The organism is Mesorhizobium sp. WSM4832 (assembly GCF_055811115.1).
This window is the reverse complement of sequence record NZ_JBVVQH010000013.1, coordinates 106,863-120,978: the sequence shown is the minus strand read 5'-3', so window position 1 is coordinate 120,978 and position 14,116 is coordinate 106,863. Positions and strand designations below refer to the sequence as shown.

Sequence of the window (14,116 nt, the reverse complement as noted above, 5' to 3'; positions counted from 1 at the left end):
CGCGGCGCTCTGAAGTCGCGGCATGGATCCTCGGGTCTGCGCTCGTCGCTTCGCTCCTTGCTCCGCCCGTGGATGACGAATTGACGGATGCTGGCACCTATACCGGCTGGCACCTGTATTGATCGGCAAGCGCAGAACTCACACCACCAAGTCCCGCATCGGCTTCACCGCGGCCGAATCAGGAAACACCTTGTCGCCGAGCACGGCGGCCGACAGCCCGAACTGGTCGGCCAAAATGCACTTCAGCACCGCGCGCACATCGCTGGTCGGCGCCAGGTCGCGGCCTTCATAGAGCTGCCCCGGCATCAGCCCCGGCCAGTCGGCGATGACGCGGCCGCCTTTGATCGCGCCACCGGCGAGCAGCACCACGGTGCCGGTGCCGTGGTCGGTGCCGACAGTGCCGTTGATGCGGGCCGTGCGGCCGAACTCGGTGATAGTGACGACCGCCGTGTCCCGCCAGCGCGTGCCGAGCCCCTTCTCGAACTCCTCGAAGGCGCCGTCGAGGCCGCCGAGCAGATTGGCGAGCCGGCCCGTCGCGCCGCCTTCGTTGACATGCGTGTCCCAGCCGTCGAAGGCGAGTGCCGCGATGCGCGGCCCGTCATCGGCCGCCATCAGCCTCGCCGCGCCTTGCGCCGACTGGCGCATGCCGGCGGCATTGTCGAGGCCGCCCTTGGGTTTCATGGTCTTGCCGTCGAGCGCGTCGCCCATTGCCATCCGGTCGGCGTCGAGGCCTTTCTGCAGCGCCGCGGCCAGCACCGGGTCGCGATGGTTGTAGAGGTCGAGTACGCGCTCCGCCAGGGCATCGCCGGGCGTCGGCAAGGCTTGCGGCGCCCAGCCGAGCACGGGGGCGGCGCCGCGGATCACCAGCGGCGTCGAAGGTCCGACCACGAGCCCGCCGGCCTTCGCTATCCTATCGCCTGCCGGCAGGCTGGCCAAAGCCCGGTTGAGCCAGCCGGTGGTCGCATTGCCTGGGCCGGGCAGGCCGCTTTCCAGCACGTCCTGGCCGTCGAAATGCGAGCGGTCGCGATAACCGGTCGCGGCCGCATGCACGACCGCCGCCTGGCCAGCCTTGAACAGGCGCGCAAACACCGGCATTGCCGGGTTGACGGCGAAGAAACCGTCGAGCGGCAATGCCGGGTTGGCGCCTGAGAGCGAAAGCGCGATGTCGCCATGCAGGCCGGCATAGTCGGGGTCGCCGACCGGCCCGACCGTCGACAGCCCGTCCAGCGCGCCGCGCAGCACGATGACGATCAGGCGCGGGTCGCGGTTGTCGGCGGCGCGCGCGAAACGCGGCAGATAGGCCCAGGCAAACAGCGCGCCGCCGGTCACCAGCACCGCGCGGCGGGACAGGCTGGGGGTTTCGCAAAGAAGGCTCATGGCCGCATCTCCATCACCGTCGCTGGAATTCCGGCGCCATCAACAGCAGCGCCAGGCCCTGCTGCCTGGACTCGGCGCGCGAGATCGCCTGCCGTGTCTCGGGCGATGCGGACGCGCCGATCAGAGATGCCAGCATCTCGTTGGGATTGCCGGTGTCGTCCGCCTGCTTCGCGGCCTGCCAGGCGATGTCCAGGCGCGTCTTGAGGCCCTCGGCGGAGGTCCAGGCATCCGTCTGGTCGGAAAAGCCATTCGGCCCCGGCGGCTGCCACAGCGGTTCGCCAAGCGCCCTCAGCCAGCGAAGCGACCGGCGCGGTTCGTTGCCGGCGGTGGAACCGATCGCCCGTCGCAACGCGACGACATAGTCCAATGGCGAGCGCAGCTTCGCCAGCGGCGTCGACCAGGCCTCGGGCATGTCGATCAGCGTCAGCGCCATCGACCGCAGGTCGCCGTCGGTCTTGGCGAAGACCCTTGCGAGACGCTCGACCGCCGCCGGCGGCGGATCGTCCGCGATGAAATGTCCGGCAAGCTTGGTGGCGATGTGCCGCGCGGTGGCCGGATGGCGGGCAATATCGTTGAGCGCCGCCTCGGCCTGGCCCATGCCGCCGCCGGGATAGGTCTTGCCGAGCAGCACCGCATTGCCTGGCTGGTGCGCATTGGCGTTGAAGACGAACGTGCCCGGTTCTCCAAGCCGCCCCTTGCGGCCTGCCATCGTCCAGCCGGTCAGCATGCCGGCGAAACTGGTGACGTCAGCCTGGCTGTAGCCGCTGCCGACGCCCAGCGTGTGCAGCTCCAGGATCTCGCGGGCGAGGTTCTCGTTGAGGCCACGCCCGCGCCGCTTGCCGGCGCGCGAGTCCGGCCCGATCGATTGCTGGTTGTCGAGAAAAAACAGCATGGACGGATGATGCTCGACCGCCAGCAGCATGTCGGCGAAGCGGCCGAGCACGAAGGGGCGGATCGCCTCGCGTTCGAAGGCGCCGGCGCTTGCCCGCAAGACCGCTGCCTTGGCGACGGAAACGCAGAAATGGTTCGACCAGAAGCCGACCAGCTTCTCCACGAAGCCAGGTTTCGCGGCGAGCGCCTTGTCGAAGCGGGCCTGCGCCTCGTCGCGATAGATATCGGCCTCGACCCGCGGCACCGCGGGCTTGTTCTTCGTCTCGGTCGAGCTGTCCGGGTCATCCATGGCTGTCGGCTGTATGGCGGGAGCCGCCTTCTGATCCCGCGCCGCCTTGCGTTCCATTGCCGCCGTCATGCTGGCCTGGATCGCCGCGGTGCTGTCCAGCAACCCGGCGTTCCTCGGATCGTCAGGAGAGATGAGCGCGATGTCCTGCTGCTTCAGCTCGGCCTTGAGGTAACCACGCGGATCGGCGGCGATCTTGCCGAAATCGTCGCCGGGTTTTGCGCCGAGGCCGAAGCGGTGGAGCGCCACCAGCGCCGGATCAGGCGACACGGACTTTGAAACCGGTGCGGCCAACGAAGCCTCCGTCCGAGCCCGACGCAAATCGCGCCGGTCGACACATTCCATGATCGCAAAAACGCTCACGACGCCGGCCGCAGCACCGGCGCCATGAGCGGGTCATCACCAGCGACGCCAGTGGTGCCAGCGATGGTAAGGATGCCAGACCGGGCCGATATAGACGCGCGGTCCGCCCCAGTAATAATAGCCCGGATAGATCACGCGGCGATTGGGAACGCAGCGCCCCCAGCGATTGGGATGCCAGCCGGGACCGCAGCCCCAGGCAACATGCTCGACAAGCGCGGGCACCGGAGCAACCGGCGCGATCGGCATCGCCGAGGCGGCACTGGCCGCGGCTGTCCCGCCGATGGCGAGCGCGGCCGCGATCGAATATTTTGTCAGACTGTTCATGGGATACTCCCGAGAGTTTCGCGGTTGAAGAGGACCTGCCCGCCAAAAGCGGCCGCAGGCCTGTCCCTCTCTCCCTTGAACGGGGCTTGGCCGCCCTTTCCGTCGCTGCCTATGGCGATTTTTTTGCGGGCAGCGGCAGCGGCCTGTCGGCACGCCGCAACAGGGCGTCCGCCAGCAGTTGACGGTCCTCCGGCGAGCTCGATGCGGCGAACTCGATGATGCGTTGCTCGAGCCGCGTGCGGACGGTGACATCGGCATTGCGCGCGCGCTCCAGGGCGGCGGCAAGCGCGTTGCTGTCGAGGATCGGCTGTTGCAGGAGGTTTGCCGCTTCGCGCCGCGCAGCCTGTCCGTCGATGATCACGTCCCGCGACTCCCGGCGCGCTTCGCGCAGCGCCTGGCGAAACACCTTGCGGTCGGCGGCGGGCAGCCGGCCGCCGGCCGATTCCAGCGAATAGCCCGGATTGGACTTCCCGATCAGCCAACCAGTGCCGCCGGCAAGCGCGCCGATCAGAAAAACATTCAGCACCAGCGACGCGGCGACAAGACGGGGGCTCATAGGTCTTCCTCGTACGGATCGGCGTCGGGGCCGGCGTCGCCGAACGACGTCGCATTGGCGTCCATGACATAGTGGTCGGGCTGCATATCCGGATTGACGACGGTCACCAGCGCCAGCCCGGCCACGGCGCCGGCGAGCCCGACGCCTGCAAGCCCAAAGCCCAGCCACCAGAACCGCCGGCGGCGCTCCTGCCTGACCTCGGTCGTGGCCCCGGCGACAATCGCGCCATGGAGCGTCGGGCTGGGCGCTTCGACGCGATGCCTGCCGAGGATGGCGTCTAGCCTGGCGGCGCCCGCCAAGATGGCGCGGCCCTCCTCGGTCTCGGCAAACAGTATCGCGGCGGCCTGTTCGGCCGGCGGCCAGCGATGCAATGCGCTGCCATAGGCATCCGCCAGCGCAGCGAAGCGCCTTGCATCCAGCGGCGCCTCGACAGTCTTTCTCTCGTCAGCCATTTCGTTCCCCCTTCCGCTTTATCGGCGTGGCCCCCGACGCCGCGTCCGGCAAGTCCTTTACTGTCTCAATCATCGCCATCGTCTCCGACGAGCATCGCCTGCAACGAGCGGCGCCCCCGCGCGAGCAGGCTTTCCAGCGCATCGACGCTGACTTGCATGGCGCTGGCGGCCTCGATGTTGGACAGCTCCTGATAATACACCAGCACGATCGCCTCGCGCTGTCGCGGCGCGATGCGCTGCAGGGCTTGGCTGACCCGCCGCCCCTCGTCGCCCGGCATGGCATCGGGAAGCGGCGTCTCGTCGGCCACCTCCGGCAGTTCGTCCGTCGTCCATTCGCGCCGGCGCCGCAGCCGGTCGTAGCAGAGGTTGAGCGCGACGCGGTGGATCCAGGTGTCGAAGCGTGCGTGTCCTCGGCGCCAGCCCGAGGCGTGGCGCCAGATGCGCACGAAAGTCTCCTGGGCGACGTCCTCGGCCTCCGCCGCGTCGCCGAGCATCCGCGTGGCCAGGGCCAGGACGCGCGGCAGCTTGCGCGCCACCATCGCCTGCACGGCGGCAGCGTCGCCCGTACCGATGCGGCGTACCAGTTCCTCGTCCGTATCGGCGCCCATCAATCGAGGCGCTCGCGACTGTCATTATGCGGCATAGCCTCTTGGTCATTGCTCCTGATTGGGAGCGGATTTGTGGCCCGGCCTCTCGTCGGCGCCGAGCACGCCGTCGCCGTTCCTGTCGAGCTTTGCGAAGCGCTTGGTGAGGAAGGCGTCGAGCTCGGCCTTGTCGACGAAGCCGTCCGTGTTGGTGTCCATGCGCGCGAAGGATTTGGCCGGATCGCCTTTGGCCTTGCGCGCGGACTGGAAAGCGGTCCACTCGGCGAGGCTGACCTTGCCGTCATTGTCCGTATCCGCCCGCATGAACGCCTTTTCCCGGCGCGCATCGAATTTTTCCAGCGTCAGGCCGGATCTGGCGAGGTTAGACTTGGTGAGGTCGGACTTGGCGGGAGCCGAGGTGTCCGGCGTCGTCTGGGCCGGTGCGGGGGCAGGGGTAGGCGCCGTTGTCTGGGCGACCGCAGAGCCGGCGGTCAGCAAACCAAGGGCAACGACAAATATCGTGGGGCGGATCATGTTCTCGTCTCCGGTTGGGCGCAGCCATTGGCGGCCACGCTTCAGCCGTTAAACGCGGCGACGAGCAAAATCCGTCGGTCCTTTTTCGACCGGACAACAAATCCATCGGATCCGGCGGCGGACCGCAGTCGTCCCTGAAGGGACGGGAGGCGCGCCTATCTCGGTTGATCGACCACCACCAGCTGGTCCGGCTTGAAGCCGGCATGCTGCGGTGTCCAGACGTCGCCCTCGCGGTTGAACCAGTGGCACAGATACGTGCCAGAGGCCGCGCCGTCGCTGACAGTCATTTCCGGGCCTCCGGATTTCAGCCTGACGACGTCTCCGGTCTTGAAACTATTGGGCATTTCGACCTCCCATGCTGACAGGAGGAGTTTCCCACCAACAGCGATTTCCGACAATGGCCGAGATTCGCCGATGACGTGGTGCAGGGCTGGGAAGACGTGGAAAACTGGCGCCGCTTGCGTGGCACGCCGGGTAGCACAGAAGGCGTGGCCGGATCATGTCAGGGCTTGGAGCCGAAGCGAGCGGCCTGATCGTTCCTTCGGTTCAATCGGTGTCGCGCCGGGGAGCCGGCGGCGGCGCCGATCGGCTGTCTTCTCCAGCCGGGCGGACGGTCATGGACTTTTCATCGGGCCACAGTGCTTGTGCCTTCATCACCGCTGCCAAAAGATTATCGGCTTCAACGCTTCCGATTTCAGTCAGAAGCGGGCTGTTGGCTCCTGGTCCGAAATCGACGTGATAGACCGTCCAACTCCTCATTGCATTTCCGACAATTTGCGTCTCCGCACGGGCACGCGGATGGAAGCCCGGCTCGCTTTTTATGGTTAGGATTTTGAGGTCCGCGAGCCGGGCATGCACCGACCGATAGGCGGGGGGCTTGGGGTTATCAGCCGGCGCGATCGCAAGACTGTCTGATTTGCCCGCTAGCCCACAATCGACCGAGGTCCATCCTGCCGAACGCATTGGTCCGAAAGGATCCAAGATATAGCCCCTTATTCCGTTGGGGCAGGTTGCCCCGTCCTCCAGGAAAGGCGCCGCCCGCCGCGAATCTGCACGCGCAGACCGCTAAGTGCTCGGCCTTAGGTGCAGTTTGGTTCTCTTGGAGAAATTTTGGTGCCGCTTAGGTGACTCGAACACCTGACCCCATCATTACGAATGATGTGCTCTACCAACTGAGCTAAAGCGGCCCGGGAAGCGCCAAGCTTCCAGAATGGGCTGCGTGATAGACTCAACCGCTCGCTAATTCAAGATGGGCAGCGGTGAATTCCGGCCTCCTTGTCGGCAATCTCCATCTACGGTTACCGCGCAACGGCGCAGCCGTGGCATGCGGCGGCGTCCGAGCCGGCTGCTCCACGGCTGCATCGCCCGGAGCGTTCGCGACGAAAAATGTTGATTCTCCAGCAAAAAACGCCGAAATGGCGTTGGATACGCCGGCAAGGCAGCCGCTCGCCCGTTGATCGATTGGTCGCCTGCGGCTAACGATCAGGGAACTGTGAGCGAACGCGCAGAGGGAGCTCGCTTGGACCCCATCGAGAAAGCCATCCGCAATACCTTCGAGAAAGGCAATGCCGAGGACCGGGCGTTCCGCGAGAAGGTCTATCGATCCGCCTTTGCCGCGCTGGACCGCGTCCTGCAGGCCAACCCGAACGTCACGGTCGAGGCCGCCATCAGTCGCCGCAAGGCGGTGCAGGCCAAGATCACCGAGATCGAGTCCGAATTCCTGCCTGCCGCTCCCGATGTGACGCTGCCCCCGGAAAACGTCGTATCGGCCGGCAATGCCGCGCCGGGGCCCGGTTTCGATGCTCCGGCTGCTTCGGCCGCGCCATCGGTCGACGCGCCGCTGCCGCCGTCGCAAACGGCGACATCGCCTTCGATCAGCGTTGACGGCCCGGTCCAGCCCGATGCGTCGGACCAGCCGCGCTCGCGCGTGCTGCCGCGCGTGCCCGACATCATGCCGGACGAGGCGGCGCTTCCCGACGCGCCGTCGCTCGACGATTCGCCGGGCGCTCCCGTCGGCAACGGCGCCGAGGTCTCGCCCGACCGCGACGAGCGGCGGATCAGGGGCCGGCGCCTGCCGTTGACCGCGATCTTCGTCGTCGCGACGCTGCTCGCCGCTGTCGGTATCGGTCTTTACTTCGCCAAGCAGACCGGGGTCTTCAAGACGGCAGCCCAGCTTGACACCGGCCCGCCGGAATCGACGCCGACGCTGGACGACGAGGATTCCTCGCAGCCTGCCGAACCCGGCTCGCCACAGAAGCCGGGCGAGGCGGACCAGTCGAAGAACTGGATCAACGTCTTCTCGCCTGCCGACCCGACCCATGTCAGCGCGCCTTCAGACGCCGCCGCCGACGTGATGAAGGACGACACCGGCCAGTTCCTGCGCATCCGCTCCGGCGCGTCCGGCTCGGCCATTGCCTTCGATGTCGGCCAGGGCGTGCTGGAGAAGCTTGCCGGCAAGCATGCCATGTTCGACATCGTCGCCCGCTCGGAAGAGGGCAAGGAGACGCAGATCTCGGTCGACTGCAATTTCGGCGATCTCGGCGATTGCGGCCGCAAGCGCTACGCGGTCGGCCACGAACGCAACGAATATCTGTTCGACGTGCAGTTCCCGGCCAAGCACCCGGGCGCCGCCGGCACGATCGCCGTTAATTCCGACTTCGATAAACAGGGCAAGTCGGTCGATATTTACGAGATCCGCGTTTCGATCGCGGAGTGACCGCATCGCTTTCTCCACCTACGCTGGCGCAGCACCCCACCCCGCGCTTCGCGCCTACCTCCCCATCGAGGGGAGGTAGAATGTAGCGCCAACTCCCTACCTCCCCTTGATGGGGAGGTCGCGCCGAAGGCGCGGGTGGGGTGAAAGCGCCGACATTGGATTTCTAGCTCTTAACCGTCCAGCAACGCTTGCAGCGTCTCGATGCGGTCGGCCTCGGCGGCCGGCTTGTCCCAGCGCAGCCGTGAGATGCGGGGAAACCGCATCGCGACGCCGGATTTGTGCCGCGTCGAGCGGTTGAGGCCCTCGAACGCCACCTCCAGCACCAGGCCGTTCCCGCGATCGGCGCGCACCGAGCGCACCGGCCCGAAACGCTCGATCGTATTGTCGCGCACATATTTGTCGATCTCTCTCAGCTCCTCGTCGGTGAAGCCGAAATAGGCCTTGCCGACCGGCACGAGCTCTTCCGAGCCCTCCGGCCCCGACCAGACGCCGAACGTGTAGTCGGAATAGAAGCTGGAACGCTTGCCGTGGCCGCGCTGCGCATACATCAGCACCGCATCGATCGTGTGCGGATCGCGCTTCCATTTGAACCAGGGGCCCTTCGGCCGGCCGGCAAGGTAGGGCGAATTCCAGCGCTTCAGCATCACCCCTTCGATGATCGGATGCGGCGGCGCCTGGCGCAGCCGCTCCAGAGCCGCCCAATCGGGGAACTCGACCAGCGGCGAGAGGTCGAAGCGGCCGGGATCGAGGGTTTTGACGAAGGCCTCGAGCCTTTTGCGGCGCTCGACGAAGGGCAGCGCGCGCAAATCCTCGCCGTCGATCTGCAGCGCATCGTAGCAGCGCATGAAAGCCGGATACTGCTGCTGGATTTTTGGCGACACGCTTTTGCGGTTCAGACGGTGCTGCAGGTCCGAAAACGTGCCGGTCGCCTCGCGCGGGTCGCCGACCAGCAGCTCGCCGTCGAGCGCCGCCTCGAAGTTCATTGCCGCGGCAAGGTCCGGAAAAGCGCCGGAGACGTCGTCGCCGGTGCGCGAATAGAGCCTGCGGACGCCGCCCTCGCACACAGCCTGGACGCGGATGCCGTCCCATTTCCATTCCGCGGCATAGTCGGCGTGGTCGAGTTTTTCGAGGTCGCCATCATCGACGGCGTTGGAGAGCATCACCGGCCGGAACAGCGCGAGCGCCGCGCTCCTTGGTTTGTCCGCCTTACCTTCCAGCCAGGCGAACAGCTCGATGTAGGGCGGCGTCAGACCGTGCCAGAGCTCCTCGATCTCGGCGACGTCGACCTTGCCAAGGTCGGCCAGCGCTTGTTTGGCAAGCCGCGCCGACACGCCGATGCGCAAGCCTCCGGTCACCAGCTTGATGATGGCGAAGCGCGCCGAGATGCTGGCGTCGTCGAGCAGCCGCGCCAGCACCTTCGGCCCATCCGACCGGCTGGCGGCCTGCAGCTTGCCGACCACCTCGGCCAGTGTCGGGTGATCGTTGGGAATATGCCCGACCGGTTGCGGCCAGACCAGCGACACGGTTTCGGCAAGGTCGCCGACATAGTCGTAGGAATATCCGAACAGCACCGGATCCATGCGTTCGATCACCAGCGCGCGCAGCATCGCCGGCTTCACCGCGGCGATCGAGAGGTCGCCGGTGATCGCCGCCAGCGCCAGCCCGCGGTCGGGGTCCTCGACGCTGCGGAAATAGTCGGTGAGCAGCGTCAGCTTGCCGTTGCGAGATGGCGTTAACACGAGCCGGTCGAGGAGTTCGGCGAAGCGGTTCATGGCTGGATGCGCCACGCCAACAGCGAAAGCCGGCGCGCGGCGCCGTAGAGCGCGGCGGCGGAGATTGGCGAATGGCACGCCATCAGTCGCCCTCGTCCTCATAGCCCACCAGATGCAGCGGCCGGGCCGCGATGCCTTCGAGCTCGCACCAGCGCACCAGCGCCTCCTCGCGGCCATGCGTGACCCAGATTTCCTTCGCACCCGTTTCCTTGATCGTGATGATCAGTTCATCCCAATCGGCATGGTCGGAAATGATCAGCGGCAGCTCGACACCGCCCTGCTTGGCGCGCTGGCGGATGCGCATCCATCCTGAGGCGAAGCAGGAGATCGGGTCCGGAAAACGCCGCGCCCAGCGGTCGGCGAAGGCCGACGGCGGCCCGACGACGATGGCCCCGGTGAAATCCGCCTTGGCGCCGCTTTCAACCGTCGCCGGCTCCAGGCTGCCCAGATCGATGCCCTGGCTTTGATAGTAATCGCTGAGCTTCGCCAGCGCGCCATGGATATAGATCGGCCTGTCGTAACCGGCGTCGCGCAACAGCCGCATCACACGCTGCGCCTTGCCGAGCGCATAGGCGCCGATCAGATGCGAGCGTTCGGGAAACTGCGCCGCCGATTTCAGCACGCGCGCGATCTCCTCGTGGTCCGGCGGATGGCGGAACACCGGCAGGCCGAAGGTTGCCTCGGTGATGAAGACATCGCATCGGATAGGCTCGAACGGCAGGCAGGTGGCATCCTTCTGGCGCTTGTAGTCGCCGGAGGCGACGATGCGCAGGCCGTTATGCTCGACGCAGATCTGCGCCGAGCCCAGCACGTGCCCGGCCGGATGGAAGGTGACGGCGACGCCGTTGATGTCGAGTGTTTCGCCAAGCGCTGCCGCCTGCGTCGTTCCGGCGAAATCCTCGCCATAGCGCAATCCCATGATGTCGAGCGTTTCTTGCGTGGCCAGCACCGAGCGGTGGCCGGAGCGCGCATGGTCCGAATGGCCGTGCGTGATCAGCGCCCGCTCGACGGACCGTACCGGGTCGATGAAGAAATCGCCGGGCGGGCAGTATAGGCCCTCCGGCCGGGATTTGAGCAGGTCGCTGGCGCGCATGGCTTTGAACATAGTGGCTAAATTCCACGCGGGAAGCCTGTTGCAAGAGACTGCTGACTCATCCTAAAGCCATCCGCCGGCTCCGCCTCGCCGGCGGGATCCTTCGTCAATGAAACCGCTCCGGGCCTCGTCGGGCGATTCGAACGCCGACCGTCGTGCCGATTTCGCCGAGATGCTGCTCGCGTCGGGCGAGCCCGCGCAGGCGGCCGAGCTTTTGCTCGGCGCGCTGGACCTCGCGCCGCGATGGGTCGCCGGCTGGTTTCGCCTCGGCGAGATGCAGGAGACGGCCGGCCTGCTCGACCAGGCCGCGCGAGCCTGGGCCATGGCGCTGAAGCTGGAGCCCGCGGACCGCCTTGGCGCCGCGCTCAAGCTCGAGCTGATCGGCAAGGCGCCTGCCGCCTCGGCGCCGCCCAGCGGCTTTGTCGAGACCTTGTTCGACCACTACGCCGACAGTTTCGAGGACTCGCTTGTCCGGAAGCTCGGCTATGGGCTGCCGGATTTCCTCGACCGAGCCATCCGCAAGGCGAGGCCCGGACGATTTGGTCTGGCCCTCGACCTCGGCTGCGGCACCGGCCTGATGGGCGAGAGGCTGCGGCCGTTCGTCGATCGGCTGGAGGGCTACGACATCTCGGCCGGCATGCTGAAGAAGGCGAAAGCCAAGGGCGTCTACGACCTGCTGGCCAAGGCAGACCTTCAGCATTTCTCCCACCCCGGCGCCGGAGCCGACCTCGTGGTCGCGGCCGACGTGTTCATCTATTTAGGCGCCCTCGAACGCATTGTCGGCGTCGTCGCGAATATGCTTGCCAAGGACGGCGTATTCGCGTTTTCGCTCGAGACGCTTGCCGGAGGCGGTGATTTCGCCCTTTTGCCGTCACGGCGTTATGCCCATTCCGGGGCCTATGCGCGGCGCGTGCTTTGCGCCAACGGGCTTGCGGTGCTGTCGCTGGAAAGCATGGTTATCCGGCACGACCGGCGCGACCCGATCGAAGGCCTGGCCATCGTGGCTGGCTTGCCTGCTGCATCTGCCGAGGTGAGGAATCCGGCAGCGACACGAGCCTGACCTTGCTGCGAAAAAGCCTGAATGGCATGGTCGGGGTTGCGCGGGGCGGATACCGAGTCTTTGTTTTGCGCAATTCCGGACGGAAAACCACGACGCAGTTTTCCTGGAATTGCCCTAAGGAGGGATCCATGCGCTGGACAATGGTTGCGTTGGCGTCTTGCCTGACGGTCGCCGGCTGTGTCGGCGGCACGTCGATGGCTGAGCGTCAGGACGAAGATGTCCAATCCTCATTGCAGTATGACGACGTGCCTTGCGATCAATTGCTGGCGCAGCGCAATCAACTGGCGCAGCAGCACAATCTGCCTGTCACCGCCAAGCCGACCTTCTCCAACCCGGCGATGGGCTTCGGCCCGTTCACGCCGGATATGCGCTCCAAGGCCTCGCGCGACAGCAACAAGGCAAGTGGCGAGATAGACGCCATGAACCGCTCTATCGAGCGCCGCGACTGCGGCAAGCCGAAGAAGAAGGAGACGCTCGGGCTGCCCGGCTCGAAGCCTTCCTGAGAATTCAACAGTCGATATCCTGCTTTGCGATCGGCCGGATCGCCGAGCTTGTTTGTCGCGCCCGGAAGCCACCATCCGATGAACCTTTCCGATCTCGGCAACCGCATCTGCATTCTGGGGCCGTCAAACAGCGGCAAGTCCACGCTTGCCAACGCGATTGCGCGCAAGCGCGATTTGGAAGTCGTTCACCTCGATCTGCTCTTTCATCTGCCAAATACGGATTGGGAACAGCGCCCAAAGGATGAATTCATTGGATGGAAACTACTCGATTTGCATGCCGCAGCGCTTCGAGCGGGCGACAGGCCTGATCCTGCTGGATATCTCCACGCCCGCGAGTTTGCTCCGTTACTTCCGGCGGACGCTGTTCGAGACCAAGCGGCATGGCGCCTTGGAAGGCGGCCGTGACAGCGTCAAATGGGATATGATCCACCATATCGCCGTGGTCACGCCGCGAAATCGCAAGCGATACAGTACGATGTTCGATGAGCTCGATCTGCCGAAGCTGCGGCTCGCCTCCGTGCGAGCGATCAAGCAATGCTTCCGCGCGTGGGATCTGACCCCTTAGAGCCAGAGAGCATGATGGTGTCCGAAAACCGCTTCACACTTTTCGGCATCAAGCTCTAACTAATAACCCGCGTCACGATCGACCAGGTTTTCGAGCTTTTCGCCGCGTTCGAAGGCAGCCATCTGGCGAAGCATGATCGGCACTAGATGAGCCGGGTCCGACGTCGCCGCCGCATGCGGCGTGACGAACACTTTCGCATGGCTCCACAGCCGGCTGGTCTTCGGCAGCGGCTCGACCTCAAACACGTCGAGGCTCGCTTCCTTGAGCGTGCCGTCCTCCAGCGCGCGCAATATGTCGGCGTCCTTCTGCAGGCGTCCGCGTCCGGCATTGATCAGCACGGCGCCGCCAAGCCCGTTGCGCCGACGTAACTCCTTGAGCAGCCCGTAATTGACGATGCCTTGCGTGCGCGGGGTGAGCGGCAAGAGCACGACCAGGATATCGGTGGCATTGAGGAACGGGATCAGCCCCGCCTCGCCGGCATAGGTCGAAACACCTTTCATCGGCCGGTCGGTGCGCGACCAGCCATTGACGGCAAAACCGAGCGAGAGCAGCACCGATGCCGCGGCCCGGCCGAGATGGCCGAGGCCCATGATGCCGACGGAGATGTCGCCAGCCGGGCGCTGCGGCGGCTCGTGCCACGTCTTCTTCGCCTGTTGGCTGCGGTAGAGCATGCCCTGGCGGTGATGGTCGAGCACCCGCCACACGACATATTCGGTCATGTATTGGGTGAGATTGTCGGCAACGATCTTGACGATCGGCACATCGGGCAGGCCGGGATCGGCAAAGATGTGGTCGACGCCGGCGCCGATCGAAAAGATGGCGCGCAGATTGGGCAGCGACGACAGGAGGTTGGGTTTCTGCTTCCACACCACCGCATAGGTGATCGACGGATCGTTCGGGCCGTTTGGTTCCAGCACCACCTCGCGCTCGGCCGAAAGCAGTTCATGCCAGCGCTGCGGGTGGAAGCCGGTGAGGGCAAGCAGGATTTTGCCTTTTTCCATTCGCGGATTTTTCTTTCCTGTTCTGCCGGTTCCGGTCGG

15 protein-coding genes, 1 tRNA gene and 1 pseudogene are annotated in these 14,116 nt (G+C 65.8%); 4 read left to right on the top strand and 13 right to left on the bottom strand.

The annotated features are described in order from the left end of the window. Positions 1–138: 138 nt before the first annotated feature. The 10 genes from AC0L2L_RS19245 to AC0L2L_RS19200 all read right to left on the bottom strand — a co-directional run bounded on the left by AC0L2L_RS19245 (position 139) and on the right by AC0L2L_RS19200 (position 6,554). Positions 139–1,377, bottom strand: a complete 1,239-nt coding sequence (locus tag AC0L2L_RS19245) for a DUF1501 domain-containing protein (protein WP_473580232.1) — start codon at positions 1,375–1,377, stop codon at positions 139–141. 13 nt (positions 1,378–1,390) lie between these two features. Further along, complete coding sequence (locus AC0L2L_RS19240; RefSeq protein WP_473580230.1) at positions 1,391–2,848, bottom strand: DUF1800 domain-containing protein; 1,458 nt, start codon at positions 2,846–2,848, stop codon at positions 1,391–1,393. Positions 2,849–2,953: 105 nt separating this feature from the next. Beyond that, a complete protein-coding gene (locus AC0L2L_RS19235) occupies positions 2,954–3,241 on the bottom strand; it encodes a GCG_CRPN prefix-to-repeats domain-containing protein (RefSeq protein WP_473580229.1) in 288 nt (95 codons plus the stop codon). Between the two features lie 109 nt (positions 3,242–3,350). Continuing rightward, positions 3,351–3,797, bottom strand: a complete 447-nt coding sequence (locus tag AC0L2L_RS19230) for a periplasmic heavy metal sensor (RefSeq protein WP_473580227.1) — start codon at positions 3,795–3,797, stop codon at positions 3,351–3,353. After that, a complete protein-coding gene (locus AC0L2L_RS19225; protein WP_473580225.1) occupies positions 3,794–4,249 on the bottom strand; it encodes a hypothetical protein in 456 nt (151 codons plus the stop codon). The genes AC0L2L_RS19230 and AC0L2L_RS19225 overlap by 4 nt, the downstream gene beginning before the upstream one ends. Positions 4,250–4,314: 65 nt before the next feature. Next, complete coding sequence (locus AC0L2L_RS19220) at positions 4,315–4,857, bottom strand: RNA polymerase sigma factor (RefSeq protein WP_473580351.1); 543 nt, start codon at positions 4,855–4,857, stop codon at positions 4,315–4,317. Positions 4,858–4,902: 45 nt separating this feature from the next. Continuing rightward, positions 4,903–5,367 carry an EF-hand domain-containing protein gene (locus AC0L2L_RS19215; RefSeq protein WP_473580223.1) on the bottom strand — a complete coding sequence of 155 codons (465 nt, stop codon included), beginning with the start codon at positions 5,365–5,367 and terminating at the stop codon, positions 4,903–4,905. Between the two features lie 155 nt (positions 5,368–5,522). Next, positions 5,523–5,711 (bottom strand): YodC family protein, encoded by a 189-nt coding sequence (locus AC0L2L_RS19210; protein ID WP_040986255.1) that lies wholly within the window; start codon positions 5,709–5,711, stop codon positions 5,523–5,525. A 202-nt stretch (positions 5,712–5,913) separates the two neighbouring features. After that, on the bottom strand, positions 5,914–6,330 hold the full coding sequence (locus AC0L2L_RS19205; RefSeq protein WP_473580221.1) for a hypothetical protein: 417 nt from the start codon (positions 6,328–6,330) through the stop codon (positions 5,914–5,916). A 148-nt stretch (positions 6,331–6,478) separates the two neighbouring features. Beyond that, positions 6,479–6,554, bottom strand: a tRNA-Thr gene (locus tag AC0L2L_RS19200). A 332-nt stretch (positions 6,555–6,886) separates the two neighbouring features. On the opposite strand from AC0L2L_RS19200, the gene AC0L2L_RS19195 reads away from it, so the two are divergent. Next, positions 6,887–8,083: a hypothetical protein gene (locus tag AC0L2L_RS19195; protein WP_473580220.1), complete on the top strand. Its 1,197-nt coding sequence runs from the start codon at positions 6,887–6,889 to the stop codon at positions 8,081–8,083. A gap of 170 nt (positions 8,084–8,253) precedes the next feature. On the opposite strand, the gene AC0L2L_RS19190 is transcribed toward AC0L2L_RS19195, so the two are convergent. Together AC0L2L_RS19190 and AC0L2L_RS19185 are read right to left on the bottom strand one after the other, a co-directional pair. Next, a complete protein-coding gene (locus tag AC0L2L_RS19190; protein WP_473580218.1) occupies positions 8,254–9,855 on the bottom strand; it encodes a cisplatin damage response ATP-dependent DNA ligase in 1,602 nt (533 codons plus the stop codon). Positions 9,856–9,937: 82 nt separating this feature from the next. Beyond that, the gene (locus tag AC0L2L_RS19185) at positions 9,938–10,948 is read right to left on the bottom strand and encodes a ligase-associated DNA damage response exonuclease (protein WP_473580349.1); all 1,011 of its coding nucleotides are present in this window, start codon (positions 10,946–10,948) and stop codon (positions 9,938–9,940) included. A 109-nt stretch (positions 10,949–11,057) separates the two neighbouring features. On the opposite strand from AC0L2L_RS19185, the gene AC0L2L_RS19180 reads away from it, so the two are divergent. The 3 genes and pseudogenes from AC0L2L_RS19180 (at position 11,058) to AC0L2L_RS19170 (ending at position 13,076) form a co-directional block, all read left to right on the top strand. Next, a complete protein-coding gene (locus tag AC0L2L_RS19180) occupies positions 11,058–12,008 on the top strand; it encodes a class I SAM-dependent DNA methyltransferase (RefSeq protein ID WP_473580216.1) in 951 nt (316 codons plus the stop codon). 128 nt (positions 12,009–12,136) lie between these two features. Then, positions 12,137–12,511 (top strand): hypothetical protein, encoded by a 375-nt coding sequence (locus tag AC0L2L_RS19175; RefSeq protein ID WP_473580214.1) that lies wholly within the window; start codon positions 12,137–12,139, stop codon positions 12,509–12,511. A gap of 78 nt (positions 12,512–12,589) precedes the next feature. Then, positions 12,590–13,076, top strand: a pseudogene (locus AC0L2L_RS19170) (P-loop NTPase family protein). A gap of 59 nt (positions 13,077–13,135) precedes the next feature. On the opposite strand, the gene AC0L2L_RS19165 reads toward AC0L2L_RS19170, so the two are convergent. Next, positions 13,136–14,077 carry a 2-hydroxyacid dehydrogenase gene (locus AC0L2L_RS19165; protein ID WP_473580212.1) on the bottom strand — a complete coding sequence of 314 codons (942 nt, stop codon included), beginning with the start codon at positions 14,075–14,077 and terminating at the stop codon, positions 13,136–13,138. Positions 14,078–14,116 lie beyond the last annotated feature (39 nt).

Coding starts and splice junctions, on each gene's coding strand:
- AC0L2L_RS19210 (WP_040986255.1), bottom strand. CDS start 5,711: ATGCCCAATAGTTTCAAGACCGGAGACGTCGTCAGGCTGAAATCCGGA.
- AC0L2L_RS19175 (WP_473580214.1), top strand. CDS start 12,137: ATGCGCTGGACAATGGTTGCGTTGGCGTCTTGCCTGACGGTCGCCGGC.
- AC0L2L_RS19165 (WP_473580212.1), bottom strand. CDS start 14,077: ATGGAAAAAGGCAAAATCCTGCTTGCCCTCACCGGCTTCCACCCGCAG.
- AC0L2L_RS19235 (WP_473580229.1), bottom strand. CDS start 3,241: ATGAACAGTCTGACAAAATATTCGATCGCGGCCGCGCTCGCCATCGGC.
- AC0L2L_RS19230 (WP_473580227.1), bottom strand. CDS start 3,797: ATGAGCCCCCGTCTTGTCGCCGCGTCGCTGGTGCTGAATGTTTTTCTG.
- AC0L2L_RS19220 (WP_473580351.1), bottom strand. CDS start 4,857: ATGGGCGCCGATACGGACGAGGAACTGGTACGCCGCATCGGTACGGGC.
- AC0L2L_RS19190 (WP_473580218.1), bottom strand. CDS start 9,855: ATGAACCGCTTCGCCGAACTCCTCGACCGGCTCGTGTTAACGCCATCT.
- AC0L2L_RS19225 (WP_473580225.1), bottom strand. CDS start 4,249: ATGGCTGACGAGAGAAAGACTGTCGAGGCGCCGCTGGATGCAAGGCGC.
- AC0L2L_RS19245 (WP_473580232.1), bottom strand. CDS start 1,377: ATGAGCCTTCTTTGCGAAACCCCCAGCCTGTCCCGCCGCGCGGTGCTG.
- AC0L2L_RS19205 (WP_473580221.1), bottom strand. CDS start 6,330: ATGCGTTCGGCAGGATGGACCTCGGTCGATTGTGGGCTAGCGGGCAAA.
- AC0L2L_RS19180 (WP_473580216.1), top strand. CDS start 11,058: ATGAAACCGCTCCGGGCCTCGTCGGGCGATTCGAACGCCGACCGTCGT.
- AC0L2L_RS19215 (WP_473580223.1), bottom strand. CDS start 5,367: ATGATCCGCCCCACGATATTTGTCGTTGCCCTTGGTTTGCTGACCGCC.
- AC0L2L_RS19185 (WP_473580349.1), bottom strand. CDS start 10,948: ATGCGCGCCAGCGACCTGCTCAAATCCCGGCCGGAGGGCCTATACTGC.